The sequence below is a fragment of the Streptomyces sp. NPDC037013 genome, from assembly GCF_055607265.1.
On record NZ_JBVJRV010000003.1, the window covers coordinates 391,519 to 411,519 of the forward strand.

The following is a 20,001-nucleotide window of genomic DNA, read 5'->3' on the forward strand; positions in this document are numbered from 1 at the left end:
CCCACGGGTCGGGTGGCGCAGGATTGGGGGCGACCTCGCCCAACTTGCCGTCACCCGACTCCTCGAGAGACCGAGCGTGCTCATAAGACTCCTGCGGACGTACCTGCGTCCGTACCAGAAACCCATCGCCCTGCTGGTGCTGCTGCAGTTCCTGCAGACCTGCGCCGCGCTCTACCTGCCCAGCCTGAACGCCGACATCATCGACAACGGTGTCGTCGAAGGGGACACGGGCTACATCCTCACCTTCGGCGCCATCATGATCGCCGTCACCGTCGTGCAGATGGTCTGCAACATCGGCGCCGTCTTCTTCGGCGCGCGGACCGCCGCCGCGGTCGGCCGCGACGTGCGGGCCGCCGTCTTCGACCGCGTGCAGTCCTTCTCCGCGCGCGAGGTGGGCCAGTTCGGCGCGCCGTCGCTGATCACGCGGACCACCAACGACGTCCAGCAGGTGCAGATGCTGGTCCTGATGTCGTTCACGCTGATGGTGACGGCGCCCATCATGTGCGTCGGCGGCATCGTGATGGCGCTCGGTCTCGATGTGCCGCTCTCCGGTGTGCTGATCGCCGTCGTGCCCGTGCTCGGCCTCAGCGTGAGCCTCATCGTGCGGCGGCTGCGGCCCCTGTTCCGCACCATGCAGGAGCGGCTCGACACGGTCAACCGCGTGCTGCGCGAGCAGATCACCGGCAACCGCGTCATCCGCGCCTTCGTCCGTGACGCGTACGAGAAGGAGCGCTTCCGGAAGGCCAACGCCGACCTGACGGACGTCTCGCTCGGCACCGGCAGGCTGCTCGCGCTGATGTTCCCGCTCGTCACGACGGTCGTGAACATCTCCTCGATCGCGGTGGTCTGGTTCGGCGCGCACCGCATCGACAGTGGCGGCATGCAGATCGGCGCGCTCACCGCGTTCCTCGCCTATCTGATGCAGATCGTGATGTCCGTGATGATGGCGACCTTCATGTTCATGATGGTCCCGCGCGCGGAGGTCTGCGCCGAGCGCATCGAGGAGGTCCTGGACACCGAGAGCAGCGTGGTGCCGCCCACCGCCCCGGTGCGCGCACTGCGCAGCCACGGCCACCTGGAGATCCGGGACGCCGGCTTCCGCTACCCCGGCGCCGAGGAGCCCGTCCTCAAGTCCGTCCACCTGGTCGCCAGGCCCGGTGAGACGACCGCCGTGATCGGGTCGACCGGCAGCGGCAAGTCGACGCTGCTCAACCTCGTGCCGCGGCTGATCGACGCCACCGAGGGCGAGGTCCTGGTCGGCGGCGTGGACGTGGGCACCATCGATCCCGCGCTGCTCGCCAAGACCGTCAGCCTGGTCCCGCAGAAGCCGTATCTCTTCGCCGGCACGGTCGCCAGCAATCTGCGGTACGGGAACCCCGACGCCACCGACGAGGAGCTCTGGCACGCGCTGGAGGTCGCCCAGGCCAAGGAGTTCGTCGAGGGCCTCGATGAGGGTCTCGACGCCCCCATCTCGCAGGGCGGCACCAATGTCTCCGGTGGTCAGCGCCAGCGCCTGTCCATCGCGCGCACGCTCGTGCAGCGCCCGGAGATCTACCTCTTCGACGACTCGTTCTCCGCGCTCGACTACGCCACCGACGCGGCGCTGCGGGCCGCGCTCGGCCGCGAGACCGCCGAGTCGACCGTCGTCATCGTCGCCCAGCGCGTGTCGACGATCCGGGACGCCGACCGCATCGTGGTCCTCGACGAGGGCCGGGTGGTGGGCACGGGCCGCCATCACGAGCTGATGGAGACCAACGAGACCTACCGGGAGATCGTGCTCTCCCAGCTGACGGAAGCGGAGGCCGCGTAATGCCCCCTGGCATCGGTGGACCGATGATGGGTCCGGACTCCCGGTCCATGGACTTCAAGGGCTCGGGCAAGCGGCTGCTCGCGCAGTTCAAGCCGGAGCGCGGCACGATGTACGCGATGCTCGCGGCCGGTGTCCTGAGCGTCGCGCTCTCCGTGGTGGGGCCGAAGATCCTCGGCCGCGCCACCGACCTGCTCTTCGCGGGCATCGTGGGCCGCGACATGCCCGAGGGCACGACCAAGGAGCAGGCGCTCGACGGGCTGCGCGCCCGGGGCGAGGGCGGCATGGCCGACATGCTCTCCGGCGTCGACTTCACCCCCGGCAAGGGCATCGACTTCGGGGCGGTGGGCGAGGTCCTGCTGCTCGCGCTCGGCACGTTCCTCGTCGCGGGGCTGCTGCTGGCCGTGGCGACCCGGTTGTCGAACCGCGCCATCAACAACACCGTCTTCCGGATGCGGGGCGACGTCCAGGAGAAGCTGTCGCGGCTCCCCCTGTCGTACTTCGACAAGCGGCAGCGCGGCGAGGTCCTGAGCCGCGCCACCAACGACCTCGACAACATCAACCAGACGCTTCAGCAGACGCTGGGCCAGCTGGTGAACTCGCTGCTGACCATCATCGGCGTGCTCGCGATGATGTTCTGGGTGTCGCCGCTGCTCGCCCTGGTCGCGCTGGTCACCGTGCCGCTGTCGTTCTTCGTGGCGACGAAGGTCGGCAAGCGGTCGCAGCCGCAGTTCGTGCAGCAGTGGAAGACCACCGGCAAGCTGAACGCCCACGTAGAGGAGATGTACACCGGGCACGCCCTGGTGAAGGTGTTCGGCCGCCAGGAGGAGTCGGCGAAGGCGTTCGCCGAGCAGAACGAGCAGCTGTACGAGGCCGGGTTCAAGGCGCAGTTCAACAGCGGTGTCATGCAGCCGCTGATGTTCTTCATCTCGAACCTGAACTACGTGCTCGTCGCCGTCGTCGGCGGTCTGCGGGTGGCCTCCGGGTCGCTGTCCATCGGTGACGTGCAGGCCTTCATCCAGTACTCGCGGCAGTTCTCGATGCCGCTGACGCAGGTAGCCTCGATGGCGAACCTCGTGCAGTCCGGCGTCGCGTCGGCCGAGCGGGTCTTCGAGATCCTCGACGCCGACGAGCAGGAGGCCGACCCGGTGCCGGGCGCGCGCCCCGACCGGCTGCGCGGGCGCGTCGAGATGGAGCACGTGTCGTTCCGCTACGAGCAGGACAAGCCGCTCATCGAGGACCTCTCGCTGGTCGTCGAGCCCGGCCACACGGTCGCCATCGTCGGACCGACCGGCGCCGGCAAGACGACGCTGGTCAACCTCCTGATGCGGTTCTACGAGGTGACGGGCGGGCGCATCACCCTGGACGGGGTCGACGTGGCCAAAATGTCGCGGGACGAACTGCGCGCCGGGATCGGCATGGTGCTCCAGGACACCTGGCTGTTCGGCGGCACCATCGCGGAGAACATCGCCTACGGCGCACCGAAGGACGTCACGCGCGAGGAGGTCGAGGAGGCGGCACGCGCCGCCCACGCCGACCGTTTCGTGCGCACGCTGCCCGACGGGTACGACACCGTGATCGACGACGACGGCACGGGGGTGAGCGCGGGCGAGAAGCAGCTGATCACCATCGCGCGGGCGTTCCTCTCCGACCCGGTGATCCTGGTGCTCGACGAGGCGACGAGCTCCGTCGACACCCGGACCGAGGTGCTCATCCAGAAGGCGATGGCCCGCCTCGCGCACGGGCGTACGTCGTTCGTGATCGCGCACCGGCTCTCCACGATCCGGGACGCGGACACGATCCTGGTGATGGAGAACGGCGCCATCGTGGAGCAGGGCGACCACGCCGCGCTGCTGGCCGCCGATGGGGCGTACGCGCGCCTGTACGCGGCGCAGTTCGCCCAGGCCGTGGCGGAGGTCGACTGAGGCCCCGCCGTACGCGGGCCCGGGGCGCCTCCTGTGGGGCGCCCCTCAGTCCAGGTAGCCGCGCAGCTGGTCGGCGAAGGCGTGGTCCCGCAGTTTGTTGAGGGTCTTGGACTCGATCTGGCGGATGCGTTCGCGGGTCACGCCGAAGATCCGGCCGATCTCCTCCAGCGTGCGGGGCCTGCCGTCCGCGAGGCCGTACCGCAGCTGGACGACCTTGCGCTCGCGCTCGCCGAGCGTGGACAGGACGGCTTCCAGATGCTCGCGGAGCAGCAGGAACGCCGCCGACTCCACCGGGCTCGTGGCGTCACCGTCCTCGATGAGGTCGCCGAGCGCGACGTCGTCCTCCTCGCCGACGGGGGCGTGCAGCGAGACGGGCTCCTGCGCCAGACGCAGCACCTCGCTGACGCGTTCGTGCGGCAGGTCCAGGTGGGCGGCGACCTCTTCGGGCGTGGGCTCGTACCCACGCTCCTGGAGCATGCGGCGCTGGACGCGTACGACGCGGTTGATGAGCTCCACGACGTGCACGGGCACGCGGATGGTGCGGGCCTGGTCGGCGAGGGCGCGGGACATGGCCTGGCGGATCCACCAGGTCGCGTACGTGGAGAACTTGTAGCCGCGGGCGTAGTCGAACTTCTCGACGGCCCTGATCAGGCCGAGGTTCCCCTCCTGGACCAGGTCGAGCATGGTGAGTCCGCGGCCCACGTAGCGCTTGGCGACGGAGACGACCAGGCGGAGGTTGGCCTCGATGAGCCGCCGCTTGGCCATCCGGCCCATGACGACCAGTTTGTCGAGGTCCAGGGCGAGTTGGGAGTCGAGGTCGGGGGTGCCCGCCAGTTTCTCCTCGGCGAAGAGGCCGGCCTCGACGGCGCGGGCGAGCTCCACCTCCTCCGCGGCGGTGAGCAGCGGGATCCGGCCGATCTCGCGCAGGTACTGGCGGAACAGGTCGGACGAGGGACCGCCGGCGTCGGCACGGCTGCGGGGGGTGGGCAGTTCGAGGGACGTCTCCGGTTCCAGCATCTCGGGGGCGTCGGGAGCCTCGGCGGTGTCCGGGGCTTCGGTGGCGTCGGTGACCTCGGTGGCCTCGGGGGCCTCTGGGGCTTCGGCGGTCCCGGGGGCTACGGCGGTCCCGGTGGCTTCAGTGGTGCCGGGGGCTTCAGTGGTCTCCGGGTGCCGGGTGGCTCGGCTCTGCGGCGGGACCGACTCCAGGACTTCCGCGTCGGTGTCCGCGCGCGCCGCGGTGTCGGTCTGGGTGAGGGTCTGGGTCTGCACGGGGGCGACCTCCAGGGTGATCGCAGCTGAGGCGTGCGGCAACGGGAGAGGGACGACGGCCTCGCCGCTGTCCGTCCCGGACACGATGTGTGGAACCGCGGGGGTGTCGGACCCGCTGTCTGCGGGTCGGCCGCGCTCCGAGGACTCAGGCACCGGAACCCAGTGTGGGGTACGACACACGGCCGCCACGAGGGGCGTGCGGTGACTTTTTGAGTCCGGTCCGTGACCGCGTGGTTACCCGGCGGGTAACCCTCGCGCCCGGGACGAATCCCGGTGGAGGCCGCCAGCTCCGTCAGAGCGCGTCCGCGCCCCGCTCGCGCAGCGCCCGGCCGTACTGCTGGAGGACCCACAACTCGTTCTGCACGGCGGCCAGATGCTGCGGGTCGCCGCCCGCGCCGAGCCGGGCGAGACTGCCCTGGACGTCGCGGATGCGGCGGTCGACGGCGCGCAGCCGGACCTGCACGAGCTGCATGCCCGCGTACATCTCGTCGACGGTCTTGCGCAGGATCGCCTCGACGGCGAGCTCGGTGACCATCGAGCGCACCGCGTCGTCGGGCGCGGCCTCGCGGACGCGGACGAGGTACTCCTGCGGGTCCTGCGCGCCCTGCTCGGCGCCGCCCGCCTCCTCGATGGCGCGGCGCACCGCCGCGTACGGCGGGGCGGTGAACTCGTCGATGCCGTACGCGTCGAAGGCCGGGGAGACCAACTGCGGGTACTGCAGGGCCAGTTTGAGCAGCTCGCGCTCGGTGCGGTGGGCCGGGCTGCGGAGGTTGAGCGCGGGGCCGCTGAAGCCCTGGGGTGCGCTCTCGTACGCCGGGGAGGTGCGCTGGGGGGCCGGGGCGGGGCCGCGGCCGCCGCGGTCGCGGGCCCAGCGGGCCAGCTGGGCGACGCGCTTGACGACGAACTGGGTGTCGAGGATGCCGAGCATGCCGGCGAGCTGGACGGCGACCTCGTGCTGCGCGCCGCTGTTCTTGATGCGGGCGACGACGGGCGCGGCCTCGTCGAGGGCGGCGGCGCGGCCCGCGGGGGTCTCCAGGTCGTAGCGGGCGACGATCTGGCGCAGCGCGAACTCGAAGAGCGGGGTGCGCGGCTCGACGAGGTCGGCGACGGCCGCGTCGCCCTTGGCGAGGCGCAGCTCGCAGGGGTCCATGCCGTCGGGCGCGATGGCGATGTACGTCTCGGCGGCGAACTTCTGGTCGTCCTCGAAGGCGCGCAGGGCGGCCTTCTGGCCGGCCGCGTCACCGTCGAAGGTGAAGATCACCCGGGCCGAGCCGTTGTCCATCAGGAGGCGGCGGAGGATCTTGATGTGGTCGCCGCCGAAGGCCGTGCCGCAGGTCGCGATGGCGGTGGTGATGCCCGCGAGGTGGCAGGCCATCACGTCCGTGTACCCCTCGACGACGACGGCGCGGCTGGACTTGGCGATCTCCTTCTTGGCGAGGTCGATGCCGTACAGGACCTGGGACTTCTTGTAGATCGCCGTCTCGGGCGTGTTCAGGTACTTCGGGCCGTTGTCGTCGTCGCGGAGCTTGCGGGCGCCGAAGCCGACCACGTCGCCGCCGATGTCGCGGATGGGCCACATCAGGCGGCCGCGGAAGCGGTCGATGGGGCCGCGGCGGCCCTCCTGGGAGATGCCGGAGAGGGTCAGCTCCTTGTCGGTGAAGCCCTTGCCGCGCAGATAGCGGGTGAGGTGGTCCCAGCCCGCGGGGCTGTACCCCACGCCGAAGTGCGCGGCCGCGGCCTGGTCGAAGCCGCGCTCGGCGAGGAACTTGCGGCCGATCTCGGCCTCTGGGCTCTCCAGCTGGTCCACGTAGAACTGCGCGGCGATCTTGTGGGCCTCGACGAGGCGGATGCGCTCGCCGCGCTGGTGCGCGGGGTTGTACCCGCCCTCCTCGTAGCGCAGCGTGATGCCCGCCTGGGCGGCGAGGCGCTCGACCGTCTCCGAGAAGGTGAGGTGGTCGATCTTCATCACGAAGGCGATCGTGTCGCCGCCTTCCTGGCAGCCGAAGCAGTGGAAGAGACCCTTGCTCGGGCTGACCTGGAAGGACGGGGACTTCTCGTCGTGGAAGGGGCACAGGCCCTTGAGGTTCCCGCCCCCGGCGTTGCGCAGCTGGAGGTAGTCGGAGACCACGGCGTCGATCGGGACCGCGTCCCGAACCGCCTTCACGTCTTCGTCATTGATCCTGCCTGCCACGTAGGAATACTACGGGGCGCCTGTGACACTCCGGCCCGGCCCGTCACGGCAGCAGCGACGCCAGGGGGGTCGACGGGTCGGCGAGGGCGTTCGGGTCGGGGCGCGCGCCGTCCCGGATCAGCTTCTGGATGGGCTCCGTGACGTCCCACACATTCACGTTCATGCCCGCGAGGACCTGCCCTTCGCGCAGCCAGAAGGCGATGAACTCCCGCTTGCCCGTGTCGCCGCGGACCACCACTTGGTCGTACGTGCCCGGGGGCGCCCAGCCGGAGTACTCCAGGCCCACGTCGTACTGGTCGGAGAAGAAGTAGGGCACGCGGTCGTAGCGGACGTCCTGGCCGAGCATCGCGCGCGCGGCGGCGGGACCGCCGTTCAGGGCGTTGGCCCAGTGCTCGACGCGCAGGCTGGTGTCGAAGAGCGCGTGGTGGACGGCGGCCACGTCGCCCGCCGCGTGGATGTCGGGGTCCGAGGTGCGCAGCGACGCGTCGACGGCGATGCCGCCGCCGTGCGCGCGGTCGGCCAGCTCCAGGCCCGCCGACTCGGCGAGCGCCGTGCGCGGGGCCGCGCCGATCGCCGCGAGCACGTCGTGCGCCGGGTGCTCCTCGCCGTCGTCGGTGCGGGCCGCGAGGACCATGCCGTCCTGACCGACGATCTCGGTGAGGCGCGCGCCGAAGTGGAAGCGGACGCCGTGCTCGGCGTGCAGGTCGGCGAACATCTGGCCGACCTCGGGGCCGAGGACGGCGTGCAGCGGGGTCGGCTCGGGCTCGACGACGGTGACCTCCGCGCCGTACTCCCGGGCGGCCGCCGCGATCTCCAGGCCGATCCAGCCGGCGCCCGCGATCACCAGGTGGCCGTTGTCCCTGCCCAGGGAGGCCAGGACGTGGCGCAGCCGGTCGGCGTGGGCCAGGCGGCGCAGGTGGTGGACGCCCGCGAGGCCGGTGCCGGGGACGTCGAGACGGCGGGGCTCGGCGCCGGTGACGAGCAGGAGCTTGTCGTAGCGGATGACGGTGCCGTCGCCCAGGCGCACGTTCTTCGCGGGCCGGTCGATGGCGACGACGGTCTGCCCCAGGTGCAGTTCGACGTCGGCCTGCGCGTACCACCCCGGTTCGTGGACGAAGACGCTGTCGCGCTCCTCCTTGCCGAGGAGGTAGCCCTTGGACAGGGGCGGGCGCTCGTAGGGGTGGTCACGCTCGTCGCCGATGAGGATCACCCGGCCGGTGAATCCTTCGGAACGGAGTGTCTCCGCCGCCTTGGCGCCGGCCAGACCTCCTCCGACAATCACGAACGTCTGATCCGCATCGACCACTTGATGCCTCCTTGCCGGGGGTACCGGGGGGTGTCCCCCGGAAGAACACAGAATTGCCGTTGCCGTTGCCGTTGCCGTTGCCGTTGCCACGGGCCTTGCCGCCACAGGGAGCGTCCCGCACGGAGCGTGATGGGGGAAGGGGGCGTGGCCCCAACTGGCCACATTCCGTCACACCCTGTGGTCACTTCATGGTCATTTGCTCTCGGTTGCTCTTGGTTGCGCTCGGTTGCTCTCTCGGTCCACCAGGTCGTGTCCGGCCTAGGGTCTGGCTGTCACGCGCGTGTGCAGCGCGCGGGCCGCCGCGTCCGTGAGCGACGCGATCTGATCGATCACGACGCGCCGGGCGGCACGGTCGTCGGACGCCGCGTCGTACAGCGCGCGGAACTGCGGGTCGAGACCGTCGGGGGCGCGCGCGGTGAGCGCCTCGGCGAGCTCGGCGACGATGATGCGCTGGTCCGCCCGGAGCCGCTCCTGGGCGGGGCGCTGCATCACGTAGCGGTCGGCGACGGCCTTGAGCACCGCGCACTCGTGGCGCGCCGCACGGGGGACGACGAGCTCGGCCCCGTACCGCGTGAGGGCCCCCGTGCCGTACCGCGCGCGGGTGGCGGTCTCCGCGGCGAGACAGAAGCGGCCGATGAGCTGGCTGGTGGCGTCCTTCAACCGGGCCTGGGCGACGGCCGATCCGTCGTACCCGTGCGGCCACCACTCCTGGTCCAGGAGGCGGTCGAGCGCCTGGGCGAGCTCTTCGGGGTCGGTGTCCCGCGGTACGTAGCGCCCGATCGCCACCGCGTAGATGTCCTGCCTCTCCGGCTCGGCGTGCAGCACGTTCGGATCGATGTGTCCGGCGTGCAGGCCGTCCTCGAAGTCGTGCACCGAGTACGCCACGTCGTCGGACCAGTCCATGACCTGCGCCTCGAAACAGGTGCGCTGCCCCGGGGCCTCCTTGCGGACCCAGTCGAAGACCGGCCGGTCGTCCTCGTAGACACCGAACTTGGTGGAATCCGGGTCCGTGGGGTGGGCGCCGCGCGGCCAGGGGTACTTGGTGGCGGCGTCCAGAGCGGCACGGGTGAGGTTGAGACCGACGCTGACCAGCTCGTCGGTGTCCTCGGAGCGGATGAAGCGCTTCGGCTCGATGCGGGTGAGGAGCCGGAGCGACTGGGCGTTGCCCTCGAAACCGCCGCAGTCGGCCGCCACTTCGTTCAACGCCTGTTCGCCGTTGTGCCCGAAGGGCGGGTGGCCCAGGTCGTGGGAGAGGCAGGCCGTCTCGACCAGATCGGGGTCGCACCCCAGGGCGGCGCCCAGCTCGCGGCCCACCTGGGCGCACTCCAGAGAGTGCGTCAGACGGGTGCGGGCGCTGGCGTCCCAGGCCTGGCTGCGGGTGCCGGGCGTGACGACCTGGGTCTTGCCCGCGAGACGGCGCAGCGCGGCGGAGTGCACGACGCGCGCGCGGTCGCGCTGGAAGGCCGTGCGCCCCGGCCTTTTGTCCGGCTCGGGGGCCCACCGCTCGACAGCCGCCTCGTCGTAGCCGCCGTAGCTGCCGCAGCCGCCGGGGACCTCGTGTCGCGCGTTCGGTGCTGTGCCTTCCATGCCGTCCATGCACCGACAGTAGACGCAAGCAGTGACAAACAGGGATCTGGCCCCGGTTCCGACCCTGGTGATTTCGGCCTGTGTCGGGGGTGGGTTGGGCTTGTGTCAGGCCCAGGGCTGGGTTGGGTTGGGCCTGCGTCAGACCCGGGTGAGCCGGTGGTGCGAGGTGGGAGTCGGGGCGGTGTGCGCCTGGTCGTAGCGGTGCAGGACGAGCCGGACGAGTGCCGGGTGGGCGCCGAGGGGGGCCGCGGCGATCCAGGGGGCGGCCGCCGCGCACTGGGTGGCGAAGCGGCCCGGTGCGGTGAAGTGGGCGGCGACGGCGATGTGCGTCCGGCCCTGCGCGGCCAGGGCCTCGACCGCCTGGGGCACGGTACGGGGGCAGGCTTCGGTGGGCGCGGCGTAGGCGGGGACGACGGGGACACCCAGCCGGTCGGCGAGCAGTCCGGCGGCGGCCTCGGTGTCGGCCGCCGACTCCGGGTCACGCGAGCCCGCGGCGGCCAGGACCACGGCATGCCGGCGTCGCGCGCCCGCCCCCGCGAACCGCGTGGGCCAGCCCGCCTCGACGAGCCGGCCGTGCAGCGCCTCGGCGAGCAGCGGATGCGGACCGAGCGGGGCGGCGACGGCCGTGTCGAGGGCGGGGACCCCGGCGGCCGCCGCGGGAATGTCGCGCTTCACGTGCTGACCGCGGCTGAGGAGCAACGGGACGAGGACGGCGCGACCGTCGAGGGCGGAGAGGCTGGAAAGGGTGGCGAGGGTGTCGGTCAGGAGCGGTTCGTTCAGCTCGATGTGGCCGAGGCGGACGGCGAGGCCGGGGCGCTGCTCGCGGACCCGTTCGGCGAGGGCCGTGACGGTGGCGAGGGCACGCGGGTCGCGGCTGCCGTGAGCGACCATGACGAGGGTGGGGCGGGGGGTTGGGCCAGAGGTGGAGCCAGGGGTGGAGTCAGGGGCCGGGTGTGGGGCGGGGCGGCGGCTGCCGTCGGGTGAGAGGAGGCCGAGCCGGGCGCTGAGCCGGCTGGTGATGCGGTCCATGAGCTGCGCCGTACTGTCGAGGTGAGTGCTGCCGGACTCTGCGTGAAGCGGGTTCGACGGCGTCATGGACCGAGGATGGCCGTGGCATGTTGCGGGGGCGTTGCGCGGTGGTGACGGCTGTTTTCCCTGGGCTCACGGTGGAGGGTGGAGTCCTGTCAGGGGCCTTCCTCGGGGGCGGGTCGGGGTGGATCTCCGGGGTGTTTCGGGGTCGTGGACCGCTGAGGTCGCCGGTGAATCCGTTTACGGTTGTTGCAGTGATCGGATCGGGGGATCCGGTGGGCATCGGAGGGGACGGATCGCAGTGGCAGAGGCACGGGGCGGGGAACGGGCGGAGCAGACCGAGCAGACCGAGCAGGCCGGGCAGGTCGGGCAGGCGGAGGGAGCGGGGGCGGGGCCGCCGGGACGGCTGGGGTGGACGGGACGGCTCGGGTGGGCTCGGCGGGTGTGGGGTGGGATACGGAGGCCGGCGTGGCTGCGGTTGCCGCGCACCCGGACGGGGCAGCGGCGGACCGTGCAGGCGCTGATGGGCCTGTGCGTGCTCGCGCTGCTGCCCGCGACCTGGCTGTTCGTCACGACGGACGACGAGGTGGGCACGGTCGCCGACGCGCCGCGCACCCGGGTCGCCATGGTCTTCGGCGCCGGACTGTGGAAGGGCGAGCCCTCCCCCTACCTGGCGCACCGGCTCGACGCGGCGGCCGAGTTGTACCGCAAGGGCCGGATAGAGGTCGTCCTGGTCACGGGCGACAACAGCCGCGAGGACTACGACGAGCCGGACGCCATGCGCGCCTACCTGAAGAAACACGGCGTGCCGGGACGGCGGATCGTGAGCGACTATGCCGGCTTCGACACCTGGGACTCCTGCGTCCGCGCCAAGAAGATCTTCGGCGTGGACCGGGCGGTGCTGATCAGCCAGGGCTTCCACATACGCAGGGCGGTCGCGCTGTGCGACGCGGCGGGCGTCTCCTCGTACGGCGTCGGGGTGGACGCGGTGCACGACGCGACCTGGTACTACGGCGGCGCGCGGGAGGTCTTCGCGGCGGGCAAGGCCGCGCTGGACGCGGCGTTCCGGCCCGACCCCCGCTTCCTGGGGCCGCGGGAGCGCGGTGTGGAGCAGGCGATGGCGGCGCCGCGCTGAACCGTGGGGGGGCTTGCGGGTCGCCTGGGGGTTGTCTGCGGGTCGTCGGCCCCGCCTCCCCGGCCTGCCCGCGAAACTCGGCGTTGAACAGCCCGGGTCCGGCTCACAGACACGAGTGGGCGAGGGCTGTCCTCACAGGCGGGCGCGGTGGGCGCTGAGGCGGGGTTACCCCGTGCGTAACAGGCGGGCGCGGGGGCGCGTAACAAGCACGGCGGACGCTGAACGGCATGCACTCCACGGCGACACCGGTGACTCCCACGACTACGGACACGCCCCCGACCTCGGCACTGGGCCCGACCCCGGCATCAGCCCCGGTCCCGGGCCCCGGTCAGGACGGGGTGACGGCGACCCACTGTCCGTACTGCGCGCTGCAGTGCGGGATGGGCCTGACGATGGGTCCCGGGGGTGGCGTGGAGGTCGTGGAGCGTGCGGGGTTCCCGGTCAACAAGGGAGCCCTGTGCGGCAAGGGCCGTACGGCGCCCGCGGTGCTCTCCTCCCGGGTGCGGCTGACGGAGCCACTCATCCGATCCCACGCCACGGGCAGGCTCACGCCGGCCACCTGGGAGGAGGCCCTCGACCGGATCGCCGACGCGCTGTCCCGCGCCCGTGCCGAGCACGGTGCGGACGCGTGCGGGGTGTTCGGCGGGGGCGGGCTCACCAACGAGAAGGCGTACGCGCTGGGCAAGTTCGCGCGGGTGGTGCTCGGCACGTCGCAGATCGACTACAACGGACGGTTCTGCATGTCGTCGGCGGCGGCCGCCGGGCAGCGGGCGTTCGGGCTCGACCGGGGGCTGCCGTTCCCGCTGGAGGACATCCCGCGCACCGGCTGCGTGATCCTCGTCGGGTCGAACCTCGCCGAGACGATGCCGCCCGCCCTGCGCTACCTCACGGAGCTGCGGGCGAACGGCGGCAAGCTGATCGTCGTGGACCCCCGGCGGACCAGGACCGCCGAGCAGGCCGACCTGCACCTGGCGCCCCGGCCGGGCACGGACCTCGCGCTGGCGCTGGGCCTGCTGCACCTGGTGGTGGCGGAGGGCCGTACGGACGAGGCGTACATCGAGGAGCGGACGAGCGGATGGGAGGAGGCACGGGCGGCGGCAATGGCGCACTGGCCGGAGTACGTCGAGCGCATCACCGGCGTGGCGGTCCCCGAACTGCGCGATGCCGTACGGCTCTTCTGCGACGCCGACGACGCGATGGTGCTCACCGCACGCGGACCCGAGCAGCAGGCCAAGGGGACGGACACCGTCGGGGCGTGGATCAACCTGTGCCTCGCGACGGGCCGCGCCGGCCGGCCGCTGTCCGGGTACGGGTGTCTGACCGGGCAGGGCAACGGCCAGGGCGGGCGCGAACACGGCCAGAAGGCGGACCAGTTGCCCGGGTACCGCAAGCTGACCGACCCGGCGGCGCGGGCGCATGTGGCGGAGGTCTGGGGCGTGGACCCCGACTCCCTGCCGGGCCCCGGCCGGTCGGCGTACGAACTGCTCGACGCGTTGGGCGGGGACATCAGGACGCTGCTCCTGATGGGCTCCAACCCGGTCGTCTCCGCGCCGCGCGCCGCCCATGTGGAGGAGCGGCTCCGCTCGCTGGACTTCCTGGCGGTGGCGGACGTGGTGCTGTCCGAGACGGCCCAACTGGCCGACGTGGTGCTGCCGGTGACGCAGTGGGCCGAGGAGACCGGCACGGTGACGAACCTGGAGGGGAGGGTGCTGTTGCGGCGCCGGGCGGTGTCCGCGCCGGAGGGGGTACGCAGCGACCTGGACGTCCTGCACGGTCTCGCGGCGCGGTTCGGGCACGGGAAGGGTTTCCCCACGGACCCGGAGGAGGTCTTCGAGGAGTTGCGCCGGGCGAGCGCGGGCGGCCCCGCGGACTACTCGGGGATCAGCTACGAGCGGCTGCGGGAGGACGACGGGGTGGGGGTGTTCTGGCCGTGCCCGGAGGGGGAAGGTGCTGAGACTGAGACTGGGGCTGCCGGCGGGGCGGGGGCGCATCCTGGGACGCCGCGGTTGTTCCTGGACGGGTTCGCCACTGAGGACGGACGGGCGCGGTTCGTGCCGGTGGTGCACCGGCCCGCCGCGGAGGAGCCTGACGCGGAGTATCCGGTGCTGCTGACCACCGGACGGGTCCTCGCGCAGTACCAGTCGGGGGCCCAGACGCGGCGCGTCGACGAGCTCAACTCCGCGGCTCCGGGACCCTTCGTGGAGCTGCATCCGCGGCTCGCCGCGCGTCTGGGGGTCGGGGAGGACGATCCGATCGCCGTCGTCTCGCGGCGCGGCCGCGCGGTGGCTCCGGCGCGGGTCACGTCGGCGATCCGCGCCGACACGGTCTTCATGCCGTTCCACTGGCCGGGCGAGGGGCGGGCCAACTCCCTGACGCATCCGGCGCTGGATCCCGTGTCGCGGATGCCGGAGTTCAAGGTGTGCGCGGTGCGGGTGGAGCGGGTGGGTGGGGAAGGGGTGGGTGGGTAAGGGGTGGGAGGGCTTGAGGGGGTCCGGGGGTTCGGGGGCTGGGTCAGGTTGTGGGGCGGTGTGATGTCCAGTCGCCTCCGTCGATCGGCGTGCCCGTGGCCCGCAGGCCGGCCGCGAGTCGCGGGGCGGCGACGTAGACCCAGGCGCGCGTCGGGGATCCGTCCGTGAGGACCACGTCGCGCGCGACCCGCTCGTACAGGTTCCGGGGGTCGCCCGGTACGTACTCCTCCAGAATGTCCAGGGCGACGAGCAGGCGGTCGTAGGCGGCGGGCGCGGGCGTCACCAGCTCGCCGCGGACCGGGCCGTGGCCCGGTGCCTCGACGGCGTACGGGTAGCCGGGCCCTGCGTAGAGGAGTGCGTCCCGGAGCAGGGCCGGTTCCTCGGCGGTGGTCCGGCCGTGCAGGTAGGCGGCGTGGTTGGGCTCGCCCGGGCGCAGGGTGCCGTAGACGAAGAACGGTAGGTGGGGCGTGTCGTGTTCTTGATCGTTCTTGTGTATGGGTTCGGGTTCCTTCATCGTTCGGTGGTCTCGGCCTCTACCCAGGTCAGGTAGGCCTCGCTCCCCCGCACCACCGGCGTCGCGATGATCTCCGGGGTGTCGTAGTCGTGGGCCTCGGTGAGCCATGCCTCCAGGGCCGGGTAACACCCGGCGGCCGTCTTGAACAGCACCTGCCACTCGTGGGCCGACTCAAGGGCGCCGTCCCACCGGTACACGGACGTGACCGGTCCGGCGATCTGCGCGCAGGCCGCTACCCGTGCCCGTACCGCGCCGCCCGCGAGGTTCCGTGCCTTGTCCTCGGTGTCCGTCGTGGTCAGCACGGTCAGCACCCGCGGTGTTGGGGTGGGGGTGGGGGCTGTGGTCGGGGTGTGTGTCGGGTCGTCGCTCATAGGGGGATTGTGCACAGCGGTGGGGAGGGGCGAGCGCCCAGGTCGAAGGTCCCGAAGATTGGGTTTTGTCGTGTCTAGGCATAGTTGTTACACAACCTCATGTTTTCCGTGATGGACGGTTCCTAGATTCGAGAGCGGTGGCCGGTCGCTCTGCCGAATCCCCGGTGCAGTCCCTGGGCCGGCCACCACCAGCTCCCACCCTGCGACGGTCAGCCTCCCCATGAACCCGATCACCCGCCGCCTGCTCCTGCTCGGCGCCGCCCCCTTCGCCGCCCTGGCCGCCTTCGCGCTCACCGGGTGCGGCAGCACCAACGGTCTCGCCCAGGGGGAGACCGCCCCGTCCGTCTCCGTGCAGCCGCGCCCCGAAGCGGTCTGGCCCGCCTGGTCGGGCAAGTCCTCGCGGGCGCCCGGCGCGGAGGCGTCCACGCGGCAGCCGCCGCCGAAGCCGTTGAAGGGGCTGGGGAAGGTCGCGCCGGGTGGGTTGCCCTCGTTGGACATGCACGCGGTCCTGCGGGCAGATCCGCGTACGACGCCGCTGGCCGGGCGCGACATGATCGAGCGGCCGGGGCGGGCCGGGCTGCGCCCGCCGATGTTCCTCGACCTGACCGGCGACAAGAAGCCCGAGATGCTGCTGGCCGCCGACACCGAGAGCGGACGTTCCATCCTGGCCGTCTACACCGAGCGCGACGGCAAGGTGTATCCGATCCTGTTCACCTCGGGCCGGAACCTGAGCGTGGAGACCATCGGACCCGACCTGCTGATCCGCACCCCGTGTTCGGATGGCGGCGAGCAGGCCGTGCGGTTCCACTGGGACGGCGCCCGGATGTCCACCGTCAGCGACATCAGGAATTACAAGCGGCCGACTCAGACGGCGGAGACGACACCTCCGCCGGATCAGCCCCTGTCCCCGTCCCCCTCTCTTCTTCCGGGAGGTCCTTGATGCGGGGCGGCGCCGAGGCCGGGCGCGGAGTCCTGGCCTGCGTCCGTGCCGCGCTCAACAGTCTCGGGCTGCGCTGGAAGATCGCCGCGCTGCTCGCCGTGGGCTGCGCCGTCGTCGCCGTCGCCATCGGCCTGCTCATCCACTGTGCCCGGCTCGACCAGGTCACCTCCAGCGCCCGGTCCGGGGCTGTGGCGCAACTCGTCCGCGTACGCCAGTTGTACGAGCTGACGGGCCAGGTCGACCAGGACGACACGGACGCCGGTCTCGACGACCCCCGGCTGCCCGCGCCGTTGCGCCGGGCGGCGCTGGCCGGGGAACGCACCACCTACCTCGACATGGCGTCGGACGATCCGTGCGTGTGGGCGGCGCGGCCGGTCGGCGACAACCCGCGCCACGTCCTGTCCATCCGCGAGTCGCTGCGCGAACAGGCCGACGAGGTGGCCGAGTTCGACCGGCAGTTGCTCGTCTCGGGCGCCGTCGTCGTCGGCCTCGCCGCGCTCGGTGGCGCCGGTCTGTCCAGCAGGCTCAGCCGTGAACTGCGCACCGCGGCGGCCATCGCGCGCCGCATCAGCCAGGGCGACCTCGACGCCCGCATCGACCACCCGAGGCCGCCCGGCGGACGTCACGGCAGGAACGAGGTGGCCGAACTGGCCACCGCCGTCGACACGATGGCCGCCTCCCTGCAGCAACGCCTGGAAGCCGAACAGCGGTTCACCGCCGACGTCGCGCACGAGCTGCGCACCCCCCTGACCGGGTTGCACACGGCGGCCGAGCTGCTGCCGCCGAGCCGCCCGACCGAGCTGGTACGCGACCGCGTCTGTGCCCTGCGCGGCCTCACGGAGGACCTGCTCGAAGTGGCCCGCCTCGACGCGGAGGTGGAGAAGCCGGACCTGGAGGTGCATCCGCTGGGCCCGCTCGTGGAGACCATCGTGGAGCGCGCGGGCGGACCGGTGGCCGGGTCGGCGGGCGGATCGGCGGCCGGCTCGGCGGCCGGCTTCACGGTGCGGGGGGCGGGGGCGGGGACGGAGGTGGGCGTGGGGGCGGAGGTGGATGCGGAGGTGGCGTACGAGACGTTCGTGCGGACCGACGCGCGGCGTCTGGAGCGGATCCTCACCAACCTCATCAACAACGCCCGTAAGCACGGCGGCGGATCGGTCGAGGTGCGGGTCGACGGGGCCGAGGTGACGGTCCGCGACCATGGGCCCGGGTTCCCCGGGCACCTGCTCTCGGAGGGGCCGCGGCGCTTCCAGACGGGTGCGCAGGAACGTGGACAGGGCACGGGGCTCGGTCTGACCATCGCGTTCGGCCAGGCCCAGGTGATCGGTGCCAAGGTCTCCCTCGCCAACGCGGCGGACGGCGGCGCGGTGGCGGTGGTTCGGTTGCCTCGGGTTGGTGGGGGGTGAGGGGGACTTCGGTGGGGCGGGGACTTCGGTGGTCACCGGGGCCGCGCGGGGTTTGCCTGAGTGTGGCGGTTCCGGGCCGGGAGTAAAGGGCGCTCCTGCGTCGCGTCGGCTTCGCCGATTCCGCTGCGCTCCACCCTTGACTCCCGCCCCTCCACCGCACGTCGACCCTTGACCCGGACGGCCAGGGGTGAGGCGGCGGACTTCGCCGGTCGGGTCATCGGCTTTCGGTGCCGGGTGCGGACCGGTTCAACGTGGGGTGCCGTCACGGTCGGGGCTCGGGGGGTGGGCGGCGGGACGGTAAGTGGGCGGGCGTCGCGTGGGTGGGTGAGTGGGCGGGCGTCGCGTGGGTGGGTTGGGGTGGCGTGGGGGGTTTCTTTGGGTTCGGGTACAACCTTGCAGGCCGGTTGGTGGTCAAGATCATTCGGGGGCGCAGGCCTGGGATTCCGTCGCTGTGTGTGGGTGGGGCCGGGCGCGTCTCCGTCATTTTTCTTTTTCGGGTATGTCACCCCCGCTAGAACAGGAACACTCATGCGCAAGACGCTGGCCCTTTCCGGTCTGCTCGCCGCCGCCCTCACCGCCGCCCTGGCCCCCGCCGCGCAGGCGGCGTCGCCGTCCATCACGCGCGCCGAGTACGACAAGGTCAAGCTGGGGGCGAGCACCTCCAAGATGCACTCCGTCGCCGGTCGTGGCGCCTGCAAGCTCACGTCGAGCAGCGGTGGCTCCGGGTTCTCGGTCAAGGTCTACGAGTGCAAGGGCAACAAGCCGTACAGCTCGGCGACGTTCTCCTTCGGCAACGGCAAGCTCGCCATGAAGTCCCAGGGCGGCCTCGACGGCAAGAAGTCCAACGGCAAGATGACGAAGGCGAAGTACAAGAAGATCACCAAGGGCAAGACCATCGCCCAGATGCACAGCATCGCGGGCAAGGGTGTGTGCGTGCGCCTCGCCGACGCCGAGGCCGCCGGTGCGAAGTCCGCCAGCTACTCGTGCGATCAGGCCAGCACCTACGGCAACGCCGGGTTCACCTTCACCAACGGCAAGGTGGTCAGCCGGGCGCAGTACGGCCTGCGCTGAGCCGGTGGCGGTGAGCAGGTGGGTGGGGGTGAGCCGGTAGCGGTGGGCCGGGCCGGTCAGCCATTCCGGTGGGTCGGGGGGGCTTTCCGGTGGCCTTGGGTCACCCATTCACCGGTGGCTCGGGGAGTCTTCGGGCTTTGGGGTCAGCTCCCCCTGTGACCTGCGGGAACGTGGGGGGTGGGGTGGCGGGTGAAGGGGTTCGGGGTGGCTTTCTGATGGGGCATCAGGAGGCGTGCGGGGGCGAGTGGGACTTACCTCGGTAGAGCGGGGTCGACCGACGCAGCGGCACTTGGGGGTGCCGCGGGCCGTTCCCGCGCGAAGGCCCTCGGAGGAACGAGCACATGCGCTACGCCCGCCTGCTGACCGGTACCGCTCTCGCCGTGGCGGTGGGCGCTCTGGCCGTCCCCGCCTCCGCCGCTCCCGGCCCGCCCGCCGGGGAGCTCCAGATCCAGCCCGCCACCGTCACCCCCGGTACCACCGTCACCGTGCACACCTCCGCCTGCGGTCCCGGCGGGACCGCGACGGGGGACGCGAGCGCGGTGGGAGCGGGCCGGTTCGCGCTGGCGCCGGGCTCGGATTCGGAGAGCGGGGAGTCGACGGCGGGCCGGTTCGAGGTGCCGCCGTCCGCGCAGCCCGGCACCTACGAGATCGTCGCCAAGTGTTCCGGGTCCGGCGGCTCCGGAGCCAAGGGCAAGCAGGTCACGGGCGACCTCGTGGTCACGATCACCTCCACCGCGGCCGCGGGTGAGCGGCCGCCGCAGCACCCGAGGGGACATGTGAAGACGGGGGTCGGCGGCGCACTCGGTCCCGACCCCGTGCAGACCGCGGCGGGAGTGGCGGCCCTGGCCGTCGCCGCCGCGGGCGGTACCTGGCTCCTGCATCGCCGGGCGAGAGGCGACAGGATCTGACGGACACCCTCCGCTGTCCACCGGTACCGCCACCCCCGCCCTCTCCCTGCCTGTGTCCCCTCGCGGGCAGGGAGGGG

The 20,001-nt window shown here is 72.0% G+C and carries 15 protein-coding genes; 8 read left to right on the forward strand and 7 right to left on the reverse strand.

Features of this window, described 5'->3' with window-relative positions:
- Positions 1-76 precede the first annotated feature (76 nt).
- The gene (locus ACZ7DY_RS11655) at positions 77-1,810 is read left to right on the forward strand and encodes an ABC transporter ATP-binding protein (RefSeq protein ID WP_471133188.1); all 1,734 of its coding nucleotides are present in this window, start codon (positions 77-79) and stop codon (positions 1,808-1,810) included.
- A complete protein-coding gene (locus tag ACZ7DY_RS11660; protein WP_471133191.1) occupies positions 1,810-3,732 on the forward strand; it encodes an ABC transporter ATP-binding protein in 1,923 nt (640 codons plus the stop codon). The genes ACZ7DY_RS11655 and ACZ7DY_RS11660 overlap by 1 nt, the downstream gene beginning before the upstream one ends.
- A gap of 45 nt (positions 3,733-3,777) precedes the next feature.
- On the opposite strand, the gene ACZ7DY_RS11665 is transcribed toward ACZ7DY_RS11660, so the two are convergent.
- The 5 genes from ACZ7DY_RS11665 to ACZ7DY_RS11685 all read right to left on the reverse strand — a co-directional run bounded on the left by ACZ7DY_RS11665 (position 3,778) and on the right by ACZ7DY_RS11685 (position 11,180).
- Entirely contained in the window at positions 3,778-5,154 is a 1,377-nt protein-coding gene (locus tag ACZ7DY_RS11665; RefSeq protein ID WP_471133193.1) for an RNA polymerase sigma factor, read from the reverse strand.
- A gap of 139 nt (positions 5,155-5,293) precedes the next feature.
- Positions 5,294-7,192 carry a DNA primase gene (dnaG, locus tag ACZ7DY_RS11670; RefSeq protein ID WP_471133195.1) on the reverse strand — a complete coding sequence of 633 codons (1,899 nt, stop codon included), beginning with the start codon at positions 7,190-7,192 and terminating at the stop codon, positions 5,294-5,296.
- 43 nt (positions 7,193-7,235) lie between these two features.
- On the reverse strand, positions 7,236-8,498 hold the full coding sequence (locus ACZ7DY_RS11675) for an NAD(P)/FAD-dependent oxidoreductase (protein ID WP_471133197.1): 1,263 nt from the start codon (positions 8,496-8,498) through the stop codon (positions 7,236-7,238).
- 258 nt (positions 8,499-8,756) lie between these two features.
- On the reverse strand, positions 8,757-10,085 hold the full coding sequence (locus ACZ7DY_RS11680; RefSeq protein WP_471134515.1) for a deoxyguanosinetriphosphate triphosphohydrolase: 1,329 nt from the start codon (positions 10,083-10,085) through the stop codon (positions 8,757-8,759).
- A 138-nt stretch (positions 10,086-10,223) separates the two neighbouring features.
- Positions 10,224-11,180: a sirohydrochlorin chelatase gene (locus tag ACZ7DY_RS11685; protein WP_471133200.1), complete on the reverse strand. Its 957-nt coding sequence runs from the start codon at positions 11,178-11,180 to the stop codon at positions 10,224-10,226.
- Positions 11,181-11,568: 388 nt separating this feature from the next.
- On the opposite strand from ACZ7DY_RS11685, the gene ACZ7DY_RS11690 reads away from it, so the two are divergent.
- Positions 11,569-12,249: a SanA/YdcF family protein gene (locus tag ACZ7DY_RS11690; RefSeq protein ID WP_471134517.1), complete on the forward strand. Its 681-nt coding sequence runs from the start codon at positions 11,569-11,571 to the stop codon at positions 12,247-12,249.
- A gap of 227 nt (positions 12,250-12,476) precedes the next feature.
- Positions 12,477-14,717 (forward strand): molybdopterin oxidoreductase family protein, encoded by a 2,241-nt coding sequence (locus ACZ7DY_RS11695; RefSeq protein ID WP_471133202.1) that lies wholly within the window; start codon positions 12,477-12,479, stop codon positions 14,715-14,717.
- A 43-nt stretch (positions 14,718-14,760) separates the two neighbouring features.
- Here ACZ7DY_RS11695 and ACZ7DY_RS11700 read toward each other — a convergent pair whose 3' ends face one another.
- Positions 14,761-15,231 carry a gamma-glutamylcyclotransferase family protein gene (locus ACZ7DY_RS11700; RefSeq protein WP_471133205.1) on the reverse strand — a complete coding sequence of 157 codons (471 nt, stop codon included), beginning with the start codon at positions 15,229-15,231 and terminating at the stop codon, positions 14,761-14,763.
- Positions 15,228-15,602 (reverse strand): divalent-cation tolerance protein CutA, encoded by a 375-nt coding sequence (gene cutA, locus ACZ7DY_RS11705; protein WP_471133208.1) that lies wholly within the window; start codon positions 15,600-15,602, stop codon positions 15,228-15,230. The genes ACZ7DY_RS11700 and cutA overlap by 4 nt, the downstream gene beginning before the upstream one ends.
- A gap of 220 nt (positions 15,603-15,822) precedes the next feature.
- On the opposite strand from cutA, the gene ACZ7DY_RS11710 reads away from it, so the two are divergent.
- The 4 genes from ACZ7DY_RS11710 to ACZ7DY_RS11725 all read left to right on the forward strand — a co-directional run bounded on the left by ACZ7DY_RS11710 (position 15,823) and on the right by ACZ7DY_RS11725 (position 19,924).
- Positions 15,823-16,542, forward strand: coding sequence for a hypothetical protein (locus ACZ7DY_RS11710; RefSeq protein WP_471133211.1), 720 nt, complete (start codon positions 15,823-15,825; stop codon positions 16,540-16,542).
- Positions 16,542-17,945 carry a sensor histidine kinase gene (locus tag ACZ7DY_RS11715; protein ID WP_471133214.1) on the forward strand — a complete coding sequence of 468 codons (1,404 nt, stop codon included), beginning with the start codon at positions 16,542-16,544 and terminating at the stop codon, positions 17,943-17,945. The genes ACZ7DY_RS11710 and ACZ7DY_RS11715 overlap by 1 nt, the downstream gene beginning before the upstream one ends.
- A 528-nt stretch (positions 17,946-18,473) precedes the next feature.
- Entirely contained in the window at positions 18,474-19,016 is a 543-nt protein-coding gene (locus ACZ7DY_RS11720; protein ID WP_471133216.1) for a hypothetical protein, read from the forward strand.
- A 341-nt stretch (positions 19,017-19,357) separates the two neighbouring features.
- On the forward strand, positions 19,358-19,924 hold the full coding sequence (locus tag ACZ7DY_RS11725; RefSeq protein WP_471133218.1) for a hypothetical protein: 567 nt from the start codon (positions 19,358-19,360) through the stop codon (positions 19,922-19,924).
- Positions 19,925-20,001 lie beyond the last annotated feature (77 nt).

What these genes read in the sequence shown, in the direction of transcription:
- cutA (WP_471133208.1), bottom strand. Translation starts at nt 15,602, where the DNA reads ATGAGCGACGACCCGACACACACCCCGACCACAGCCCCCACCCCCACC.
- ACZ7DY_RS11685 (WP_471133200.1), bottom strand. Translation starts at nt 11,180, where the DNA reads ATGACGCCGTCGAACCCGCTTCACGCAGAGTCCGGCAGCACTCACCTC.
- ACZ7DY_RS11660 (WP_471133191.1), top strand. Translation starts at nt 1,810, where the DNA reads ATGCCCCCTGGCATCGGTGGACCGATGATGGGTCCGGACTCCCGGTCC.
- ACZ7DY_RS11700 (WP_471133205.1), bottom strand. Translation starts at nt 15,231, where the DNA reads ATGAAGGAACCCGAACCCATACACAAGAACGATCAAGAACACGACACG.
- ACZ7DY_RS11695 (WP_471133202.1), top strand. Translation starts at nt 12,477, where the DNA reads ATGCACTCCACGGCGACACCGGTGACTCCCACGACTACGGACACGCCC.
- ACZ7DY_RS11720 (WP_471133216.1), top strand. Translation starts at nt 18,474, where the DNA reads ATGCGCAAGACGCTGGCCCTTTCCGGTCTGCTCGCCGCCGCCCTCACC.
- ACZ7DY_RS11710 (WP_471133211.1), top strand. Translation starts at nt 15,823, where the DNA reads ATGAACCCGATCACCCGCCGCCTGCTCCTGCTCGGCGCCGCCCCCTTC.
- ACZ7DY_RS11715 (WP_471133214.1), top strand. Translation starts at nt 16,542, where the DNA reads ATGCGGGGCGGCGCCGAGGCCGGGCGCGGAGTCCTGGCCTGCGTCCGT.
- ACZ7DY_RS11725 (WP_471133218.1), top strand. Translation starts at nt 19,358, where the DNA reads ATGCGCTACGCCCGCCTGCTGACCGGTACCGCTCTCGCCGTGGCGGTG.
- ACZ7DY_RS11680 (WP_471134515.1), bottom strand. Translation starts at nt 10,085, where the DNA reads ATGGAAGGCACAGCACCGAACGCGCGACACGAGGTCCCCGGCGGCTGC.